The organism is Thioclava sp. L04-15, assembly GCF_002020275.1.
GTDB lineage: Bacteria > Pseudomonadota > Alphaproteobacteria > Rhodobacterales > Rhodobacteraceae > Thioclava > Thioclava marina.
In genome coordinates, this window is the sequence record NZ_MPZW01000003.1 from 284,327 (window position 1) to 300,271 (window position 15,945).

The window sequence follows — 15,945 nt, forward strand, 5'->3', positions numbered from 1 at the left end:
GGGGCGCGTCAGCCCTCCTTGTCCGAGCCCGCGCCGGGCAGTTCGACCCCGTGCTTTTCCATATAGGGGCGGAAATAGTCGCGGAAGGCCTCGAACCCCTCGGCCAGCATCAGGAATTCCTGCCGGTTCATCACCAGAACCTTGCTGTCCTCGACCGCGCGCACCGTGGTGCGCCGCCGGGTCGCGCCAAGGATGAGACGCTCGCCAAAGTGATCGCCGGGGCCAAGCCGACGGGTCACGGTCTCGCCGGTCGCGGGATCGGTGCGGTCCATCTCGAGCGCACCCGAGATCACCGTGTAGAACCCGTCCGAGCGGTCGCCCTCGTTGTAGATCCGGTCGCCCGCGCGGAAATAGACGTAACGCATCGGCGGCTTGCGATAGCTGCGCAGCTGCACGAGGCTGCGCGAACCCAGCATGTCGAGCGTCCAGTTCAGCATCACCCGAACCTTCGTTCCCAGCCCCGGCAACAACGCGAGATAATAGGCGCGCCAGACGACCCAGGCCGGGAAGCCCTTGAGCTTGAAGCCCATCAGGTCGGCCACGCCGCGCCGTGCGCCCAGCGAGGCCAGCGCCCCGCGCGAGCGATAGGCGAAGGGCTCGGGCGCGCGCCCGCCCAGAACCGCCTCGATATTACGCGCTACGCGGTCGGCCTCGCGCACCGCGAATTGCGCGGTCGGCGGGGCGAAATCATTACGCTCGCTCGCGCCCTCCTTCATCGGGATCAAGGCGCAATCGCCCAACGCCCAGACATCCTCGCATCCCTCGACACGCAGGTTGCGCTCGACCTTGAGCCGCCCGTGTTGCAGCGGCAGCCCCATACGCAGCACGACCGGCAACGGCGCATTGCCGATGGTCGCGACGATGGTGCGCGTGTCGATCACCTCGTCCTTGTTGGTCACCAGCTGGCGATGCGTGCAGCTTTTCACCCCGGTTTCGAGCATCAGCTCGATCCCGTGCTTTTGCAGGTGCTTAGCCGCGTAATCGGCCAGTTCCTGCGGCATCTCGCCAAGAATGCGCGGCGCGAACTCGACAAGTTTCACCCGCACCTCCTCGGGGGAGATCTTGGGATAGAAGGGCAGCGAGCGGTCGATCAGCTCCTTCATCTCGCCCACGGTCTCGACCCCCGAGAACCCCGCCCCGATCACGGTGAAGGTCAGCGCGCCGCGCTTGGTATCGGGCAGGTTGGTCACCTGCGCATGTTCGAGCTGCTCGATGACATGGATGCGCAACCGCCGCGCATCTTCGAGCGTCTTCATCTTCAGCGCATGTTCCTCGAGCCCCGGCATGCGCGAGAAATCCGTGCCCTGCCCCAGCGCGATCACCAGGTGATCGTAGGGCACCTCGGTCGGGCGGCGCTGGATGCCCTGAAAGACGATCACCGCCTTGCGGGCGAAATCGACGCTGTCGACCACCGCCTTGCGCACGGTGACGTCCTTGAGGATGAAGCGCAGCGGCGAGACGGCATGGGCGGGCGTGATCGACCCCGCGCCGACTTCGGGCAGGAGCGGCTGGAATACGAAGTAATTCTCGGCATTGACCAGCTCGACCTCGACTTCCGGACCGAGCCGGCGTCGCAGCGCCCGCGCCGTATACATGCCGCCGAACCCGCCGCCCAGAACCACGATCCGCATCTGTCCCTCATCGTCGCTGCTTCTGCCTCGCAGCTTATCCAAGGCGCGCCGGACCGCTACCGCAAATCGCCGGTCGGGCGCTTTCGACGCAGCCTCCGCCTTGCGACGGGGGCAAGGGGTGTCTCAGCCGCCCCAGGTCCGTTCGAGAGCCGCGAGCCAGTTGCCATGCGCGAGCTTCTCGATCAGCGCTTCGCCATAGCCATGCGCACGTATCGCCTCGATCAGGCGCGGCAGCCCCGCCGCATCGCCCAGATCGGGCGGGATCTGAGCCCCGTCGAAATCCGAGCCGAGCCCGACCCGGCCCTCGCCCAGCGTCTCGATCAGGTAATCGAGATGGCGCAGCATCGGCTCGAACCCCTCGAAGGGCTCTGTCTTGCCGTCCTCGCGCAGGAACCCGAGCGCATAGTTCAGCCCGACCATGCCATCGCTCTCGCGGATCATCGCAAGCTGCCGGTCGGTGAGGTTGCGCGACGAGGGGCACAGCGCATGCACGTTGGAATGGGTGGCGACCAGCGGTGCATCGGAGAGCGCCGCGACATCGTCGAAGCCCTTCTCGTTGAGATGGCTCAGATCGATCATGATCTTCAGCCGGTTGCATTCCGCGACCAGCCGCTTGCCCGCCTCGGTCAACCCGTCGCCGGTATCGGGCGCGGAGGGATAAGCGAAGGGCACGCCATGGCCGAATGCCGTCGGGCGCGACCAGACCGGCCCGAGCGAGCGCAGCCCCATCGCGTGCCAGACATGCAGCGCATCGAGATCAGGCCCGATCGGCTCTGCCCCTTCGAAATGCAGGATCGCGGCGATCTTGCCTTCCGCCATCGCCGCGCGGATCTCGGCGACCGAGCGGCAGATCTGCAGGTTGCCCTCGCGCTCCATCCACATCAGATGGCCGACCATCTTCATCGCGACCGGCAGCGCATCCTCGAAGGGGATCGCCTCGGGTAGCGGCAGCGAAAAGGGCGGGTTGCGCATGATTGCGTCGAAATCGGGATCGTCATGGGCGACCGGAGAGGGGATATAGACCGCGAAGAACCCGCCCGCGAAACCGCCCGCACGCATCCGGGGCAGGTCAAGCTGCCCCTGCCCGGTGTCGCTCAACCAGGTCGTCTCGCGCGCCTCGGGATCGCGCAGCAGGCGCAGCAGAAAATCATTGTGGCCGTCGAAAACCGGGACCGGGGCGCTCATGCGGGTTCATCCTCTCTCGTGTAGCCCGCCGACGCTTTCAAGAGCTTGCGGGTGTAATCGGTTTCGGCGCGGTGGCTGCGCAGATCGGCGCGGGTAAGTTCCTCCACCGCCAGCCCGTGCTCCATCACCACGAGCCGCTCGCACATATGCGAAATGACGGCGAGGTCATGGGAGACCATGACATAGGTCAGCCCCCGCTCGGCGCGCAGCCGGTCGAGCAGGTTCAGCACCTCCGCCTGGATCGAGGCGTCGAGCGCCGAGGTCGGCTCGTCGAGCAGAAGGATCTGTGGCTCGAGGATCAGCGCGCGCGCCACCGCGACCCGCTGGCGCTGGCCGCCCGAAAGCTGGTGCGGGTAGCGAAAGCGGAACCCCTGCCCCAGCCCCACATCCTCGAGCGCCTGCGCGATGCGCTCGTCGCGCCGGTCGAAACCCTGGATCGCGAGCGGCTCGGACAGCACCGAGTCGATCGTGTGACGCGGATGGAGCGAGGCATAGGGGTCCTGAAACACCATCTGCACCCGGCGATAGAAGTCGGGCGTGCGCGGCGCGGGGATATCCACCCCGTCAAGCGTCACCCTGCCGCCCGAAACCGGCGCGAGCCCGCAGATCGCGCGCAGCACGGTCGATTTGCCGGAGCCGGATTCCCCGACGATGCCGTAGCTTTCGCCCTGCTGGACGTTGAAACTCACCCCGCGCACCGCGCGCACCTCGTCGGTGCCAAAGGCGAAGGTCACTTCGAGATTGTCGACACTCAGCATAACCGCCCCCTCACTCAGCCCATGCCGCATCGCGGTCGAGCGTGGGCAGCGGGTAGCGGTCCTCGTCGATCTGCGGCAGGCAATTCAGAAGCCCCTGCGTGTAGGGATGTTGCGCCTGGTGCAGCTCGGAGGCTTTCAGCTCCTCAACCACGCGGCCCGCATACATCACCAGCACCCGGTCGCAGAAGGAACTCACCAGCCGCAGGTCGTGCGAGATGAAGATCAGCCCCATGCCCTGTTCGCTCACCAGCTTGTCGAGGATGCGCAGCACCTCGATCTGGATCGTGACGTCAAGCGCCGAGGTCGGCTCGTCCGCGATCAGCAGATCGGGCTCGGAGACCAGCATCATCGCGATCATCACGCGCTGGCCCATGCCGCCCGACAGCTCGTGGGGATAGGCGCGGAACACCCGCTCGGGGTCGCGGATCTGCACCGCATCGAGCATCTGCAACGCCTTCTCGCGCGCGGCCGCCCGCCCCGCCCCGTGGGTGCGCAGCACCTCCATCAGCTGTTTGCCCACCGGCATCACCGGGTTGAGCGAGAATTTCGGGTCCTGCATCACCATCGACATGCGCTTGCCGCGCAGGCCGCGCCATTGCTTGGCCGAGAGGCTGCGCAGGTCCGTCCCGTCGAAGCTGAGCCGGTCCGCCGTTGCCGCGCCGGGCGGCGGGGTCAGCCCGAGGATCGCCCGCCCGGTCTGGGACTTGCCCGAACCGCTCTCGCCGACGATCCCGAGACGCTCGCGCCCCAAGGTGAAACTGACGCCGCGCACGACCTCGGCCGGGCCCTTGCGGGTCGGAAAGGTGACGCGGAGATTTTCGACTTCGAGCAGGCTCATTTCTGCCTCTTCGGATCAAGAACGTCGCGCAGGCCGTCACCCAGCAGGTTGAAGCCGAGCGAGACAGTGAAGATGGCGAGGCCCGGCATCGTGGCGACCCACCAGTAATCGACGAGGAAATTGCGCCCGCCCGCGATCATCGCACCCCATTCGGGCTGGGGCGGCTGCGCGCCGAGGCCCAGAAAACCCAGACCGGCCGCCGTCAGGATGATCCCCGCCATGTCGAGCGTCACCCGCACGATCACCGAGGACATGCACAGCGGCACGATATGTTTCCAGATGATGCGCGCCGAGGACGCGCCCTGCAGCTTGGTCGCGGCGATGAAATCCGAATTGCGGATCGTCAGCGTCTCGGCGCGGGCAAGGCGGGCATAGGGCGGCCAGGCGGTGATCGAGATCGCGATGATCGCGTTTTCGATGCCCGGACCCAGCGCCGCGACGAAAGCCAGCGCAAGGATCAGCTTCGGGAAGGCCAGCACGATATCGGTGAAACGCATCAGCACCGTGTCGACCCAGCCGCCGAAATAGCCCGCCGTGGTGCCCACCAGCAGCCCCACCGGCGTCGCGATCACCGCGACCAGCGCCACCACCGCCAGCGTGATCCGTGAACCGTAGATCAGCCGCGAGAGGATGTCGCGCCCCTGATCATCCGTGCCGAGCCAATAGCCCTCCGTCAGCGGCGGCAGCAGACGGGTGGTGTTGAGATCGCCCACCAGCGGATCATGCGGCGCCAGCCAGGGCGCGAAGACCGCCAGCAGAACCAGCACCAGAACGATGAGAAAGCCGAACATCGCCAGCCCGTTGGTGCGGAAATCGAGCCAAGTCCGATAGGCCTGCCCCAGCCGTGCCTGCCGGCGCGATACGGGTTGGTCGCTGAGGAGCCACTCGCGGGTCATGCTCATTTCTGGTTCCTCGTGCGGGCGTCAAGCAGCGTGTAGAGAAGATCGGAAAACATGTTCAGCCCGACGAAGATCGCGCCGATCACCAGCGTGCCGCCCAGCACCGCGTTCATATCGGCGTTCTGCAGCGAGTTGGTCAGGTATTGCCCGAGACCGGGCCAGGCGAAAACCGTCTCGGTCAGCACCGAACCCTCGAGCAGGTTGGCGTAACTCAGCGCCACCACCGTCACCAGCGGCACGGCGGCATTGCGCAGCGCCTGCACCCAGATGATGCGCCATTCCGGCACGCCCTTCACCCGCGCGGTGGTGATATATTCCTGCGCCAGCTCGTTGAGCATGAAGCTCCGCGTCATCCGGCTGATATAGGCCAGCGACAGGTAGCCCAGCAGCGAGGCGGGCAGGATGATATGCGAGAACACGTTGCGGAAGGCGGGCCATGCGCCCTGCATCGCCGTATCGAGCAGAAACAGCCCCGTCTTCGGCGTGAAATCGTATTCATAGGAGATATCGACCCGCCCGGGGCCGGAGATCAGGTCGAGCTTGAAGTAGAACAGCAACAGCCCCATCAACCCGAGCCAGAAGACCGGGGCCGAATAGCCAACCAGCCCCACGACGCGCACGATCTGGTCGATCAGCTTGCCCTGACGCACCGCCGCCCAGACCCCCATCGGAATGCCGAAGGCGGTACCGATCACGATCGAGACCGTGGCCAGCTCCAGCGTGGCCGGGAAGACCCGCGCGATATCCTGAGAGATCGGACGCGTGGTCAGGTTCGAGGTGCCGAAATCGCCCTGGAAAACCTTCTGAAGCCAGATCCAGAACTGCTCGATCAGCGGCTTGTCCAGGCCGAGCGCGTGATAGGCGGCGTCATATTGCGCCTGTGTCGCGCGATCGCCCACGACCGAGAGCACCGGGTCCACCGGCACGACGCGTCCGATCAGGAAGGTCACGACGAGCAGGCCGAGGAATGTCACCGCCACCGTGCCCAGCGTCGAGACGAGCTTGCGAAGCCAGAGGGCGCCGCGGCGCCCCCTGATAGTCCGTGTCGTCATGTTACTTGGTCACATGCGCGAAGTTGTTGTCGTTGAAGGACGGCCCGACGATCACGCCCTCGACATTCTTGCGCTCGCCCATGACCTCGATCTCCTGCGCGTAGATCACGAAGGGACCGGCCTCCATGACCTTCTTCTGCTCGTCGACATACATCGCCGCGCGCTTGTCCGCATCGGGTTCGAGCATGGCCGCATCGGTCTCGGCGGTCAGCTCGGGAATATCCCAGGCGTTGCGCCAGGCCAGCGGCTTCGAGGTCGCGTCATCCGAATTGTCGGGGTTGTAGGCGAAGGTCGAGGCGTTGGTGTGGGGATCCTGGAAGTCCGGCCCCCAGCGGCCGATATAGATGTCGTGGTTGCGCGCGCGATACTTGGTCAGCGTCTGCTTGCCATCGCCCGGGATCAGTTCCAGTTCCACGCCTGCCTGCGCCATCGTCTGCTGCATCGCCTGCGCCATCGCGGTGATTTCGGGCGTGTTGCGGGTGTCCATCGTCACCTTGAACCCGTCGGGAACCCCGGCTTCGGCCAGCAGCTCCTTGGCCTTCTCGATATTGAGCGAGAACGGGTTCTCGTTATAGGCGCCAAGGAAGCCCTCGGGCAGGAAACCCTGATGCACCTTCACCTTGCCGGCCATGATCGTGTTGGCGATCGTGTCGTAATCGACGAGATATTTCATCGCCTGACGGACCTGCGGCTTGGACAGGTATTCGTTCTTCTGGTTCATCCCGAGATAGTAGAGCGAGCCTTTCGCGCCGCTCTCGATCTTGACGTTCGGGTCGTCCTTGAGCGCCGCGATGTCCTCGGCGGTCAGGTTGCGTGCGATGTCGATATCGCCCTTCTCAAGCAGCAGGCGCTGGGTCGAGGTCTCGGGGATGTGGCGATAGATCACCCGCGCCATCGCCGGGGCATCGCCCGAATAATTCGCGTTGCGCTCGAGGATCACCGCCTCGTTCGGGCGCCAGTCCTTGATCGTGAACGGGCCCGAGCCCGCATAGTTGGTCTTCAGCCAGCCATAGCCGAAATCGCCATCGGCCTCATGCTCCATCGCCAGTTTCTTGTCGACGACCGAGGCCACGGTCGCGGTCAGGCAGTAGAGCACCAGCGTCGGCGCATAGGCCTTGTCCATCTTGAAATCGAAGGTCATCGGGCCGGTCTGGACGATGTTTGCCTCGACATTCTCGGGCGTCATCCCGAGCTGACCGATGATGAAGGCGGGCGATTTGTTGAGCTTGACCGCGCGCACCAGCGAGAAGACCGCATCCTCGGCGGTGATCGGGTTGCCCGAGGCGAAGGTCCGGCCTTCCTTCATCTTGAAGGAGATCGTCTTGCCATCCTCCGAGACGGTCCAGCTTTCGGCCGCCTTGCCGAAGATATCGGCGACGTTCTTGGGATCATATCCGATCAGCGTCTCATAGGTGTTGCCCGCGATCTCGGAGGCGGTGAATTCGAAGATCTCGGCGGGATCGAGCGAGATGATGTCGTCGATCGACCAGGCCTGGATCAGCGTGTCGGGCGGGGTCTCGGCAAAGGTGACGGCGGGCGTCGCGCCCAGCATCAGCGCGCTCAGCGCGACGCTGGCCAGAATACGGCTGTGAAGCATTGGGGTACCCTCTCTGTTGGTTTGGCGCGTCTTGTGAGCGCGCCTGATCCGGTGGATCCGGATTCGATACCCCGATTAACCGTCCGGTAAAAATTCCTGTCAAGCCGGAAGCGTCCCCGCCCCCGCGCGCGGCCCTGCGGACGCTGTCGCGAAATGCGCATCTCGCAGCCAAATGCTGGATTTTTCAGCCATTTTTGATCGACGAAAAGCGACATCCCCACGAAAAGAGTGCGCTCACAGGTCGATCGCCCCATCCGAATCCGGCTCAGGCAGATTGTCCGGCGGGAGGCTCTTGCGCGGCGCATCTTCCTCGGGCGGCTCCGTCAGGAGCGGCGGGGGCGGCGGCGCGTCCGTCTTGCGCCGCAAGATGATATCGCCATTCGAGAGACGCTCGGGCGCCTCGTAATTCTTCACGTCATCGATCAGCGCGAGGAACTGGCGCAGCTTCGGGCCGAGTTGAGACGCCGCCTCGCCCAGCCCTTTCTGCATCTCTTCGAGCTCGGGCTTCATATCATCGATCAGCCCGCGAAACAGCAGCTGCGCGCCCTCTTCGAGCAGCGAGAACCCGCGATCGACATCGCCCCCCTCCTCCTGCGCGGCAGCGGGAGAGACGATCAGCCCGAGGGCGAGAACCGAAACAAGCAAACGTGTCATGGCGGCAATCCTACGCGCTCGTGCTGAGAAAATCACGCCCCTTGCGCGACCGGCAGATCGAGATCGACGGTGACCGGAAAATGATCCGAGGCTTGCAGCAGCGCCTCGCGCAGCTCCGGCACACGGTAGATATGCGGATCGTCGAACGGGTGCCAGATCCGCCAGTGCCTGGCCAGCGACACTAGATCAGGCGAGAGCATCACGTAATCGAGCATCGCCGAGAAATACTGTTGCCGTTCGGGATGATAGAACCGCGCCGAGCTTGGCGCGGCAGAGGACCTGTGCACGTGGCTGAGGTGGGCGTGAGGGTCGTGCAGACGCGTCTCGTCCGGTCCGCCCTCTCCGGCGACGATCTCCACCGCCGAGCGCCCGAAGAGCTTTTCATATTCATCGAGCCCCGGGCCATCGTTGAAATCCCCAAGCACGATCAGGCTCTCGCCTGCGGCCAGATGCTCGTCGATCCGCCCGCGCAACCAGATCGCCTGCGCAAGCTGCTTGCGGCGGTTCTCGATGCCGATGCGGATCGCGGCCTCATGGCTCGTGGCCCCGTGCGGCGCCTTCGACTTGATATGCACGCCGATCAACCGGATCGTCTTGCCTGTCTTGGAGATAAGTTCGACCTCCAGAGGCGGCTTGGAGAACTCCACCGTATCGAGCCGCGCATCGATATCGAGGTCGATCTTCATCACCCCGTCAAAGCGCGGCCAGGTCTCGCTCGAACGCGGCTCGTGGCGCGCGCTCACCACATCGGGGTCATACATCAGCGCGATTTCCTGCTGCGTCTCGTTGGGAAACCCGATCAGCGCCTTGCGCTGGCGCAGCCCGTATTTCTCGGCAAAATGTTCGAGCATGCTCACCGTGTGATGGCGGTGGTTGTCGTCGGGCGCCTCGACCACCAGCAGCACATCGGCCTCGAGCGCGCTCATCACGATGCCGATCGCGCCCAGTTGCTCGCCCCGCGTGATCTGGTAGCGCGCCGACCATTGCTCATCCTCGAGCATCCGCCCCCGCTTGTCGAAAAGCGCGTTGAACCATTCGACATTCCAGGTCGCGACGCGCATCACGCACCCGCTTGAGAGGCGCGGATTTCTTCCCAAGCCTTGTTGAGCGCGATCACCCGCGCCTCGGCAAGCTGCACCGCTTCTTTCGGCAGGCCTCGCGCGATGGCGCGGTCGGGATGGGCCTCGCGAACTTTCGCCCGCCAGGCCTTGCGCACCTCGTCGAGAGGCGTGCCGGGCTCCAGTTCCAGAACCGCCCAGGGGTCGGGATCGGCCTCGGCCACGAAGGCCGAACGCATCGCCCGGAAACAGCATTCCTCCAGCCCGAAGATCCGCGCGACCTCATGCAGGAAAGCGTCCTCGCCCTCGTGATATTCGCCATCGGCCAGCGCGATGAAGAACAGCCCCTCGAGCACGTCCTTCAGGACCGGCGCCCCGGGGCCGAACATCCGCGCGATCTTCGCGGCATAGGCGTCGAACCCCGCGACATCGGTGCGCGCCATGTCGAAGACGCGCGCGGCATTCGCCTCCTCGCCGGGCGGGATCTGGAAGATACGCCGGAAGGCCGCCACCTCGTCGCGGGTCACCTGCCCGTCGGCCTTCGCCATCTTCGCGCCCAAAGCGATGACCGCGATGGTGAAGGCGACCGAGCGTTCGGGCGGCGCGCGCAGATGATCGAACACGTCCGACAGCGCCTCGCCCCGCCCCAGGGCGGAGAGCGCCTGCGCAATGCGCGACCAGAGGGAAAGCGGCTTGTCCATAATGTGAGTTTAACGCCTCAGAGGATCTTTTGCATCAACACAAGATCGAGCCACCGGTCGAACTTGCGCCCGGCCTCGCGCACCCGGCCCGCCTCGACATAGCCAATCGCTGCGTGAAAGGCGATCCCGGCGGCATTTTCGCCCGACACGCCCCCCATCATGATATGGGCCCCCGCGCCGCGCGCATGCGCCTCGAGCGCCTCCATCAGAGCGCGCCCCAAACCCCGCCCGCGCGCCTCGGACCCGAGGATGACCGTGTGCTCCATCGCATGAACGTAACCGTTGCCGCCCCGGAACTGGTCGTAGCTCGCAAATCCCGCAACCGCGCCCGAACCGGTCTCGGCCACGAAAAACTCCCGCCCCGCGCCACGCCGAGCTTCGATCATCTTCGCAAGGCTCTCGGGGGTTTTCTCCTCGCTCGAGAACGTCACCGTTGTGTCACGGATGATCGGGTTCCAGATCGCGAGAAGAGCGGGCAGATCGGCGGGACGGGCGGGACGGATCATGGCAGTTGGCCTCGGGGAGGAAAGACCCGCGCAGGCTGCGTCGGAAACGCGAAAAGGGCAAGGTCTCCCCTGCCCTTCGAATTGGACAAAATATCCTCGGGGGGGCCGGGGGGCAGACAGCCCCCCGGCGCCATCAGCTGCGCGCCTGACGCACGATATCGAGGATCTCGCGTGCGGCGAGCGGGATATTGGTCCCCGGTCCGAAGATCGCTTTCACCCCGGCTTTCTTGAGGAAATCGTAATCCTGCTGCGGGATCACGCCGCCGCAGATCACGATGATATCCTCGGCGCCCTTCTCCTTGAGCGCCTCGATCAGCTTCGGTGCCAGCGTCTTGTGACCGGCGGCCTGCGACGAAATGCCAACCACGTGCACATCGTTGTCGATCGCGTCCTGTGCGGCTTCCTCGGGCGTCTGGAAGAGCGGGCCCACATCGACGTCGAACCCGATATCGGCAAAGGCGGTCGCGATCACCTTGGCGCCGCGATCGTGCCCGTCCTGCCCCATCTTCACCACAAGCATGCGCGGGCGGCGGCCTTCTTCCTCGGCGAAGGTCTCCACGTCCTTCTGGATCTGCGCAAAGCCCTCATCGCCGTCATAGGCCGCGCCATAGACACCGGCGAGCGTCTTCACCTCGGCCCGGTGACGGCCGAACACCTTTTCCATCGCCATCGAGATTTCTCCCACAGAGGCCCGGGCGCGCGCAGCTTCCACCGCCGCCTCGAGCAGGTTGCCTCCCTCGGACGCACGCCGCGTCAGTTCTTCGAGCGCCGCCTGACAGGCCGCCTCGTCGCGGGTCGCGCGCATCTTCTCGAGCCGCGCGATCTGGGCCTCGCGCACCTTCACGTTGTCGATATCGAGAATGTCGATCGGGTCTTCCTTCGCGAGGCGATACTTGTTCACCCCCACGATCACCTCTTCGCCGCGGTCGATCATCGCCTGACGCCGCGCCGCCGATTCCTCGATACGCAGTTTCGGCATGCCCGAGGCCACGGCCTTGGTCATGCCGCCCATCTCCTCGACCTCCTCGATCAGCTTCCACGCCTCCTCGGCGAGCTTCGCGGTCAGCGTCTCGACATAATAGGAGCCCGCGAGCGGATCGACGACATTGGTGATGCCGGTCTCTTCCTGCAGGATCAGCTGCGTGTTGCGCGCAATCCGGGCCGAAAATTCGGTGGGCAGCGCAATCGCCTCGTCGAGCGCGTTGGTGTGCAGCGACTGGGTGCCCCCCAGCGCCGCCGCCATCGCCTCGTAAGCGGTGCGCACGACGTTGTTGTAGGGGTCCTGCTCCTGCAGGCTCACGCCCGAGGTCTGGCAGTGCGTGCGCAGCATCATCGAGCCGGGTTTCTTCGGCTCGAATTCCGACATGATGCGATGCCACAGCATCCGCGCCGCGCGCAGCTTCGCGACTTCCATGAAGAAGTTCATCCCGATCGCGAAGAAGAACGACAGACGGCCTGCGAACTTGTCGACATCCATCCCCGCCTTGATCGCGGTGCGCACATATTCGCGCCCGTCAGCCAGCGTGTAGGCGAGCTCCTGCACGAGGTTCGCGCCCGCTTCCTGCATGTGGTAGCCCGAGATCGAGATCGAGTTGAACTTCGGCATCTCGTTCGAGGTGTATTCGATGATATCCGCGATGATCCGCATCGAGGGCTCGGGCGGATAGATATAGGTGTTGCGGACCATGAACTCCTTGAGGATGTCGTTCTGGATCGTGCCCGACAGCACCGCGCGATCATGGCCCTGCTCTTCGCCGGTGACGATGAAATTCGCCAGAACCGGGATCACCGCGCCGTTCATCGTCATCGAGACCGACACCTTGTCGAGCGGAATGCCGTCGAACAGGATCTTCATGTCCTCGACGCTGTCGATCGCCACACCGGCCTTGCCGACATCGCCCACCACGCGCGGGTGATCGGAATCGTAGCCGCGGTGCGTCGCGAGGTCGAAGGCCACCGACACGCCCTGCTGACCGGCAGCGAGCGCCTTGCGATAGAAGGCGTTCGACTCCTCGGCCGTCGAAAAGCCCGCATATTGCCGGATCGTCCAGGGGCGACCAGCATACATCGTCGCGCGCGGACCACGGGTGAAGGGCGCAAGCCCCGGCATCGTGCCGAGATGATCGAGCCCGGCCGTGTCCTCTTCGGTATAGAGCGGCTTGACCTCGATCCCCTCCAGCGTCTGCCAGTTGAGATCCTCGAGCGGCTTGCCGCGCAGCTCCTTCTCGGCGAGGTTACGCCATTCCTCTTTCTTGTCCGTCATGGCCTTGTCCTTCTTCCACTCACGCCGCGGCGGGGTGTGCCCCCGCATCTGCGGTCATCTGGTCTCAGTCAACTTGCTCCGCGTGCCCGAAAGGTGCGGAAAATCGCGATAATTCGTGCCGCCCGGCATGGTGCGAGGCCCCGGGCGTGCCTATATTCAGGATCAAAGAGGAGCCGATGACCCCACGTTTGACCCTTGGAATCGCTGCGTTTCTCGCATGGCTGCCCTTTGGCGCCATGGCGCAGGACGCGCCCGTCCCGCTGGCCGCCCCCTTCGCGCCCATCTCGGGTGCCGACGCAGATCTCGATGCGCTGAAATGGCAGGCCCGGCCCATCGTCGTCTTCGCCGACAGCGCGCTCGATCCCGCCTTCAAGGAACAGATGCGATATCTCGAGACGAGCTGGCCCGAGCTGGCCGCACGCGACGTGGTCGTCATCACCGATACCAGCCCCGATCCGGCCAGCGACATCCGCACCAAGCTGCGCCCGCGCGGCTTCTCGCTCGTGATCATCGCCAAGGACGGCACGGTGAACCTGCGCAAACCCGCCCCCTGGGACGCGCGCGAGATCCTGCGCTCGATCGACAAGATGCCGATCCGGCGCGAGGAGATGCGCGAGATGCGCGGCTTCTGAGCACGCCCCATAGGGGCGCGCCCCGCCGTGGCGGGATCGGCCGGTTGCCCGACCTCCCTATGCCACGGCGCGATCGCCACTTATTCGAACTCCATGATGATGTCGTCCACGGCAAGGCTCGCGCCCGCCTCGGCATTGACCTTCTTCACGATGCCCTTCTTCTCGGCGCGCAGGATGTTTTCCATCTTCATCGCCTCGACGGTGGCCAACGCCTGACCTTCCTGCACCTCGTCGCCCTCGGCCACGTTGATCTTCACCACCAGACCCGGCATCGGGCAGAGCAGGAATTTCGACGTATCCGGCGGCAGTTTCACCGGCATCAGCTGCGCAAGCTCGTGCTGGCGCGGGGTGCGGACATGGACCTTGAGATCGGCACCGCGCACGCGGATGCGGAAGCCCATCGGCACCTTGCCGACCTTGAGCACCAGCGGCGCGCCATCGACGCTCAGTTTCGCCAGCGGTTGGCCCGGGGTCCAGTCGCTCTCGACGCGCATCTCGTCACCATCCTCGAAGATGACGGTAGAGCCCTGCTTGTCGGCATTGACGGTGAGCGGGAAGCTCTCGCCCTGAAGCGAAACGACCCAGTTCTTGCCCACCATGCGCTCGTGATTGCCCAGCGTTCCGGAAATCTTCGTGCGGCGGATCTCGGCCACACGCTCCATCGCGGCGGTGGCGGCGGCGACACGGCGCAGCATGTGCTGCGACAGCGTCACGCCCTCGAAGCCCTCGGGATATTCCTCGGCGATGAAGGCGGTGGTGATATTGCCGGTCACGAAGCGGTCGTGATCCATCACCGCGGCGCAGAACGGCAGGTTGTGACCGATCCCCTCCACCTCGAACGTATCGAGCGCGAGACGCATCTCCTCGATCGCCTCTTCGCGGGTCGGAGCCCAGGTGCAGAGCTTGGCGATCATCGGGTCGTAGAACATCGAGATCTCGCCGCCCTCATAGACGCCGGTATCGTTGCGCACGATGCCACCCGTGGACGACTGGCCTTCCACCGGCGGGCGGTAGCGGGTCAGACGACCGATCGAGGGCAGGAAGTTGCGGTAAGGGTCCTCGGCGTAGAGACGGCTCTCGATCGCCCAGCCGTGGATGCCGATATCCTTCTGCTCGAAGGGCAGCTTCTCGCCATCGGCCACGCGGATCATCTGCTCGACAAGGTCGATGCCGGTGATCAGCTCGGTAACGGGGTGTTCCACCTGAAGACGGGTGTTCATCTCGAGGAAGTAGAAGTTCTTCTCGCCATCGACGATGAATTCCACGGTGCCCGCGCTGGTGTAATCCACAGCCTTGGCCAGCGCCACGGCCTGCTCGCCCATCGCCTTGCGGGTCTCGGGGTCGAGGAAGGGCGAGGGCGCCTCTTCGATGACCTTCTGGTTGCGGCGCTGGATCGAGCATTCACGCTCGTTCAGGTAGACGCAGTTGCCGTGCTTGTCAGCCAGCACCTGGATCTCGATATGGCGCGGTTGCGTGACGAATTTCTCGATGAAGATACGGTCGTCACCGAAGCTGTTCGCGGCTTCGTTCTTCGAGGACTGGAAGCCCTCGCGCGCTTCCTCGGCGTTCCACGCGATCCGCATCCCCTTGCCGCCACCACCGGCGGAGGCCTTGATCATCACCGGGTAGCCGATCTGATCCGAGATCTTCACCGCCTCGTCCGCATCCTCGATCAGCCCCATGTAACCGGGAACGGTCGAGACGCCCGCTTCCTGCGCGAGCTTCTTCGAGGTGATCTTGTCGCCCATCGCCTCGATCGCGCCCGAGGGCGGCCCGATGAAGGCAACGCCCTCTTTCTCGAGCGCTTCGGCGAATTTCATGTTTTCCGACAGGAAGCCGTAGCCCGGGTGCACCGCTTCGGCGCCGGTCTGACGGATCGCGTCCATGATCTTGTCGATCACGATATAAGACTGGTTCGCGGGGGGCGGACCGATATGGACGGCCTCGTCGGCCATCTGGACATGCAGCGCCTGCGCATCGGCATCGGAATAGACGGCGACCGTCTTGATGCCCATCTTCTGCGCCGACTTGATGACGCGGCAGGCGATCTCGCCACGGTTGGCGATCAGGATTTTCTTGAACATGTCAGGTCCTTCCCTTCCGGCGCGGGAGGGGCATCCCCCCGCCCCGCTTGTCGTGTTCTTGATGAGAGACAAAAGAAAAACCGCCAC

14 protein-coding genes are annotated in these 15,945 nt (G+C 64.9%); 1 reads left to right on the plus strand and 13 read right to left on the minus strand.

Annotation, left to right across the window (positions count from 1 at the left end; all coding sequences use genetic code 11):
• Positions 1-8 precede the first annotated feature (8 nt).
• The 12 genes from BMI90_RS09745 to scpA all read right to left on the minus strand — a co-directional run bounded on the left by BMI90_RS09745 (position 9) and on the right by scpA (position 13,142).
• On the minus strand, positions 9-1,631 hold the full coding sequence (locus tag BMI90_RS09745; protein ID WP_078528845.1) for an FAD-dependent oxidoreductase: 1,623 nt from the start codon (positions 1,629-1,631) through the stop codon (positions 9-11).
• Positions 1,632-1,754: 123 nt separating this feature from the next.
• Complete coding sequence (locus BMI90_RS09750; protein ID WP_078528846.1) at positions 1,755-2,816, minus strand: dipeptidase; 1,062 nt, start codon at positions 2,814-2,816, stop codon at positions 1,755-1,757.
• On the minus strand, positions 2,813-3,574 hold the full coding sequence (locus tag BMI90_RS09755; RefSeq protein ID WP_078528847.1) for an ABC transporter ATP-binding protein: 762 nt from the start codon (positions 3,572-3,574) through the stop codon (positions 2,813-2,815). The genes BMI90_RS09750 and BMI90_RS09755 overlap by 4 nt, the downstream gene beginning before the upstream one ends.
• 10 nt (positions 3,575-3,584) lie before the next feature.
• Complete coding sequence (locus tag BMI90_RS09760; protein WP_078528848.1) at positions 3,585-4,412, minus strand: ABC transporter ATP-binding protein; 828 nt, start codon at positions 4,410-4,412, stop codon at positions 3,585-3,587.
• The gene (gene nikC, locus BMI90_RS09765) at positions 4,409-5,308 is read right to left on the minus strand and encodes a nickel transporter permease (RefSeq protein WP_078529028.1); all 900 of its coding nucleotides are present in this window, start codon (positions 5,306-5,308) and stop codon (positions 4,409-4,411) included. Before nikC ends, BMI90_RS09760 begins: the two co-directional genes overlap by 4 nt.
• 2 nt (positions 5,309-5,310) lie before the next feature.
• Positions 5,311-6,363 (minus strand): ABC transporter permease, encoded by a 1,053-nt coding sequence (locus BMI90_RS09770; protein WP_078528849.1) that lies wholly within the window; start codon positions 6,361-6,363, stop codon positions 5,311-5,313.
• Between the two features lies 1 nt (position 6,364).
• Positions 6,365-7,960: an ABC transporter substrate-binding protein gene (locus BMI90_RS09775; protein ID WP_078528850.1), complete on the minus strand. Its 1,596-nt coding sequence runs from the start codon at positions 7,958-7,960 to the stop codon at positions 6,365-6,367.
• 234 nt (positions 7,961-8,194) lie between these two features.
• Positions 8,195-8,614, minus strand: coding sequence for an AAA+ family ATPase (locus tag BMI90_RS09780; protein WP_245794942.1), 420 nt, complete (start codon positions 8,612-8,614; stop codon positions 8,195-8,197).
• A 32-nt stretch (positions 8,615-8,646) separates the two neighbouring features.
• The gene (locus BMI90_RS09785) at positions 8,647-9,675 is read right to left on the minus strand and encodes an endonuclease/exonuclease/phosphatase family protein (RefSeq protein ID WP_078528851.1); all 1,029 of its coding nucleotides are present in this window, start codon (positions 9,673-9,675) and stop codon (positions 8,647-8,649) included.
• Positions 9,675-10,373 (minus strand): molecular chaperone DjiA, encoded by a 699-nt coding sequence (locus BMI90_RS09790; protein WP_078528852.1) that lies wholly within the window; start codon positions 10,371-10,373, stop codon positions 9,675-9,677. The genes BMI90_RS09785 and BMI90_RS09790 overlap by 1 nt, the downstream gene beginning before the upstream one ends.
• Positions 10,374-10,390: 17 nt before the next feature.
• Entirely contained in the window at positions 10,391-10,879 is a 489-nt protein-coding gene (locus BMI90_RS09795; protein WP_078528853.1) for a GNAT family N-acetyltransferase, read from the minus strand.
• A gap of 133 nt (positions 10,880-11,012) precedes the next feature.
• Positions 11,013-13,142: a methylmalonyl-CoA mutase gene (gene scpA / locus BMI90_RS09800; RefSeq protein WP_078528854.1), complete on the minus strand. Its 2,130-nt coding sequence runs from the start codon at positions 13,140-13,142 to the stop codon at positions 11,013-11,015.
• 176 nt (positions 13,143-13,318) lie between these two features.
• Here scpA and BMI90_RS09805 point away from each other — a divergent pair, with 176 nt between their 5' ends.
• Entirely contained in the window at positions 13,319-13,774 is a 456-nt protein-coding gene (locus BMI90_RS09805; RefSeq protein ID WP_078528856.1) for a DUF4174 domain-containing protein, read from the plus strand.
• 80 nt (positions 13,775-13,854) lie between these two features.
• Here BMI90_RS09805 and BMI90_RS09810 read toward each other — a convergent pair whose 3' ends face one another.
• Complete coding sequence (locus BMI90_RS09810) at positions 13,855-15,858, minus strand: acetyl/propionyl/methylcrotonyl-CoA carboxylase subunit alpha (RefSeq protein ID WP_078528858.1); 2,004 nt, start codon at positions 15,856-15,858, stop codon at positions 13,855-13,857.
• Positions 15,859-15,945 lie beyond the last annotated feature (87 nt).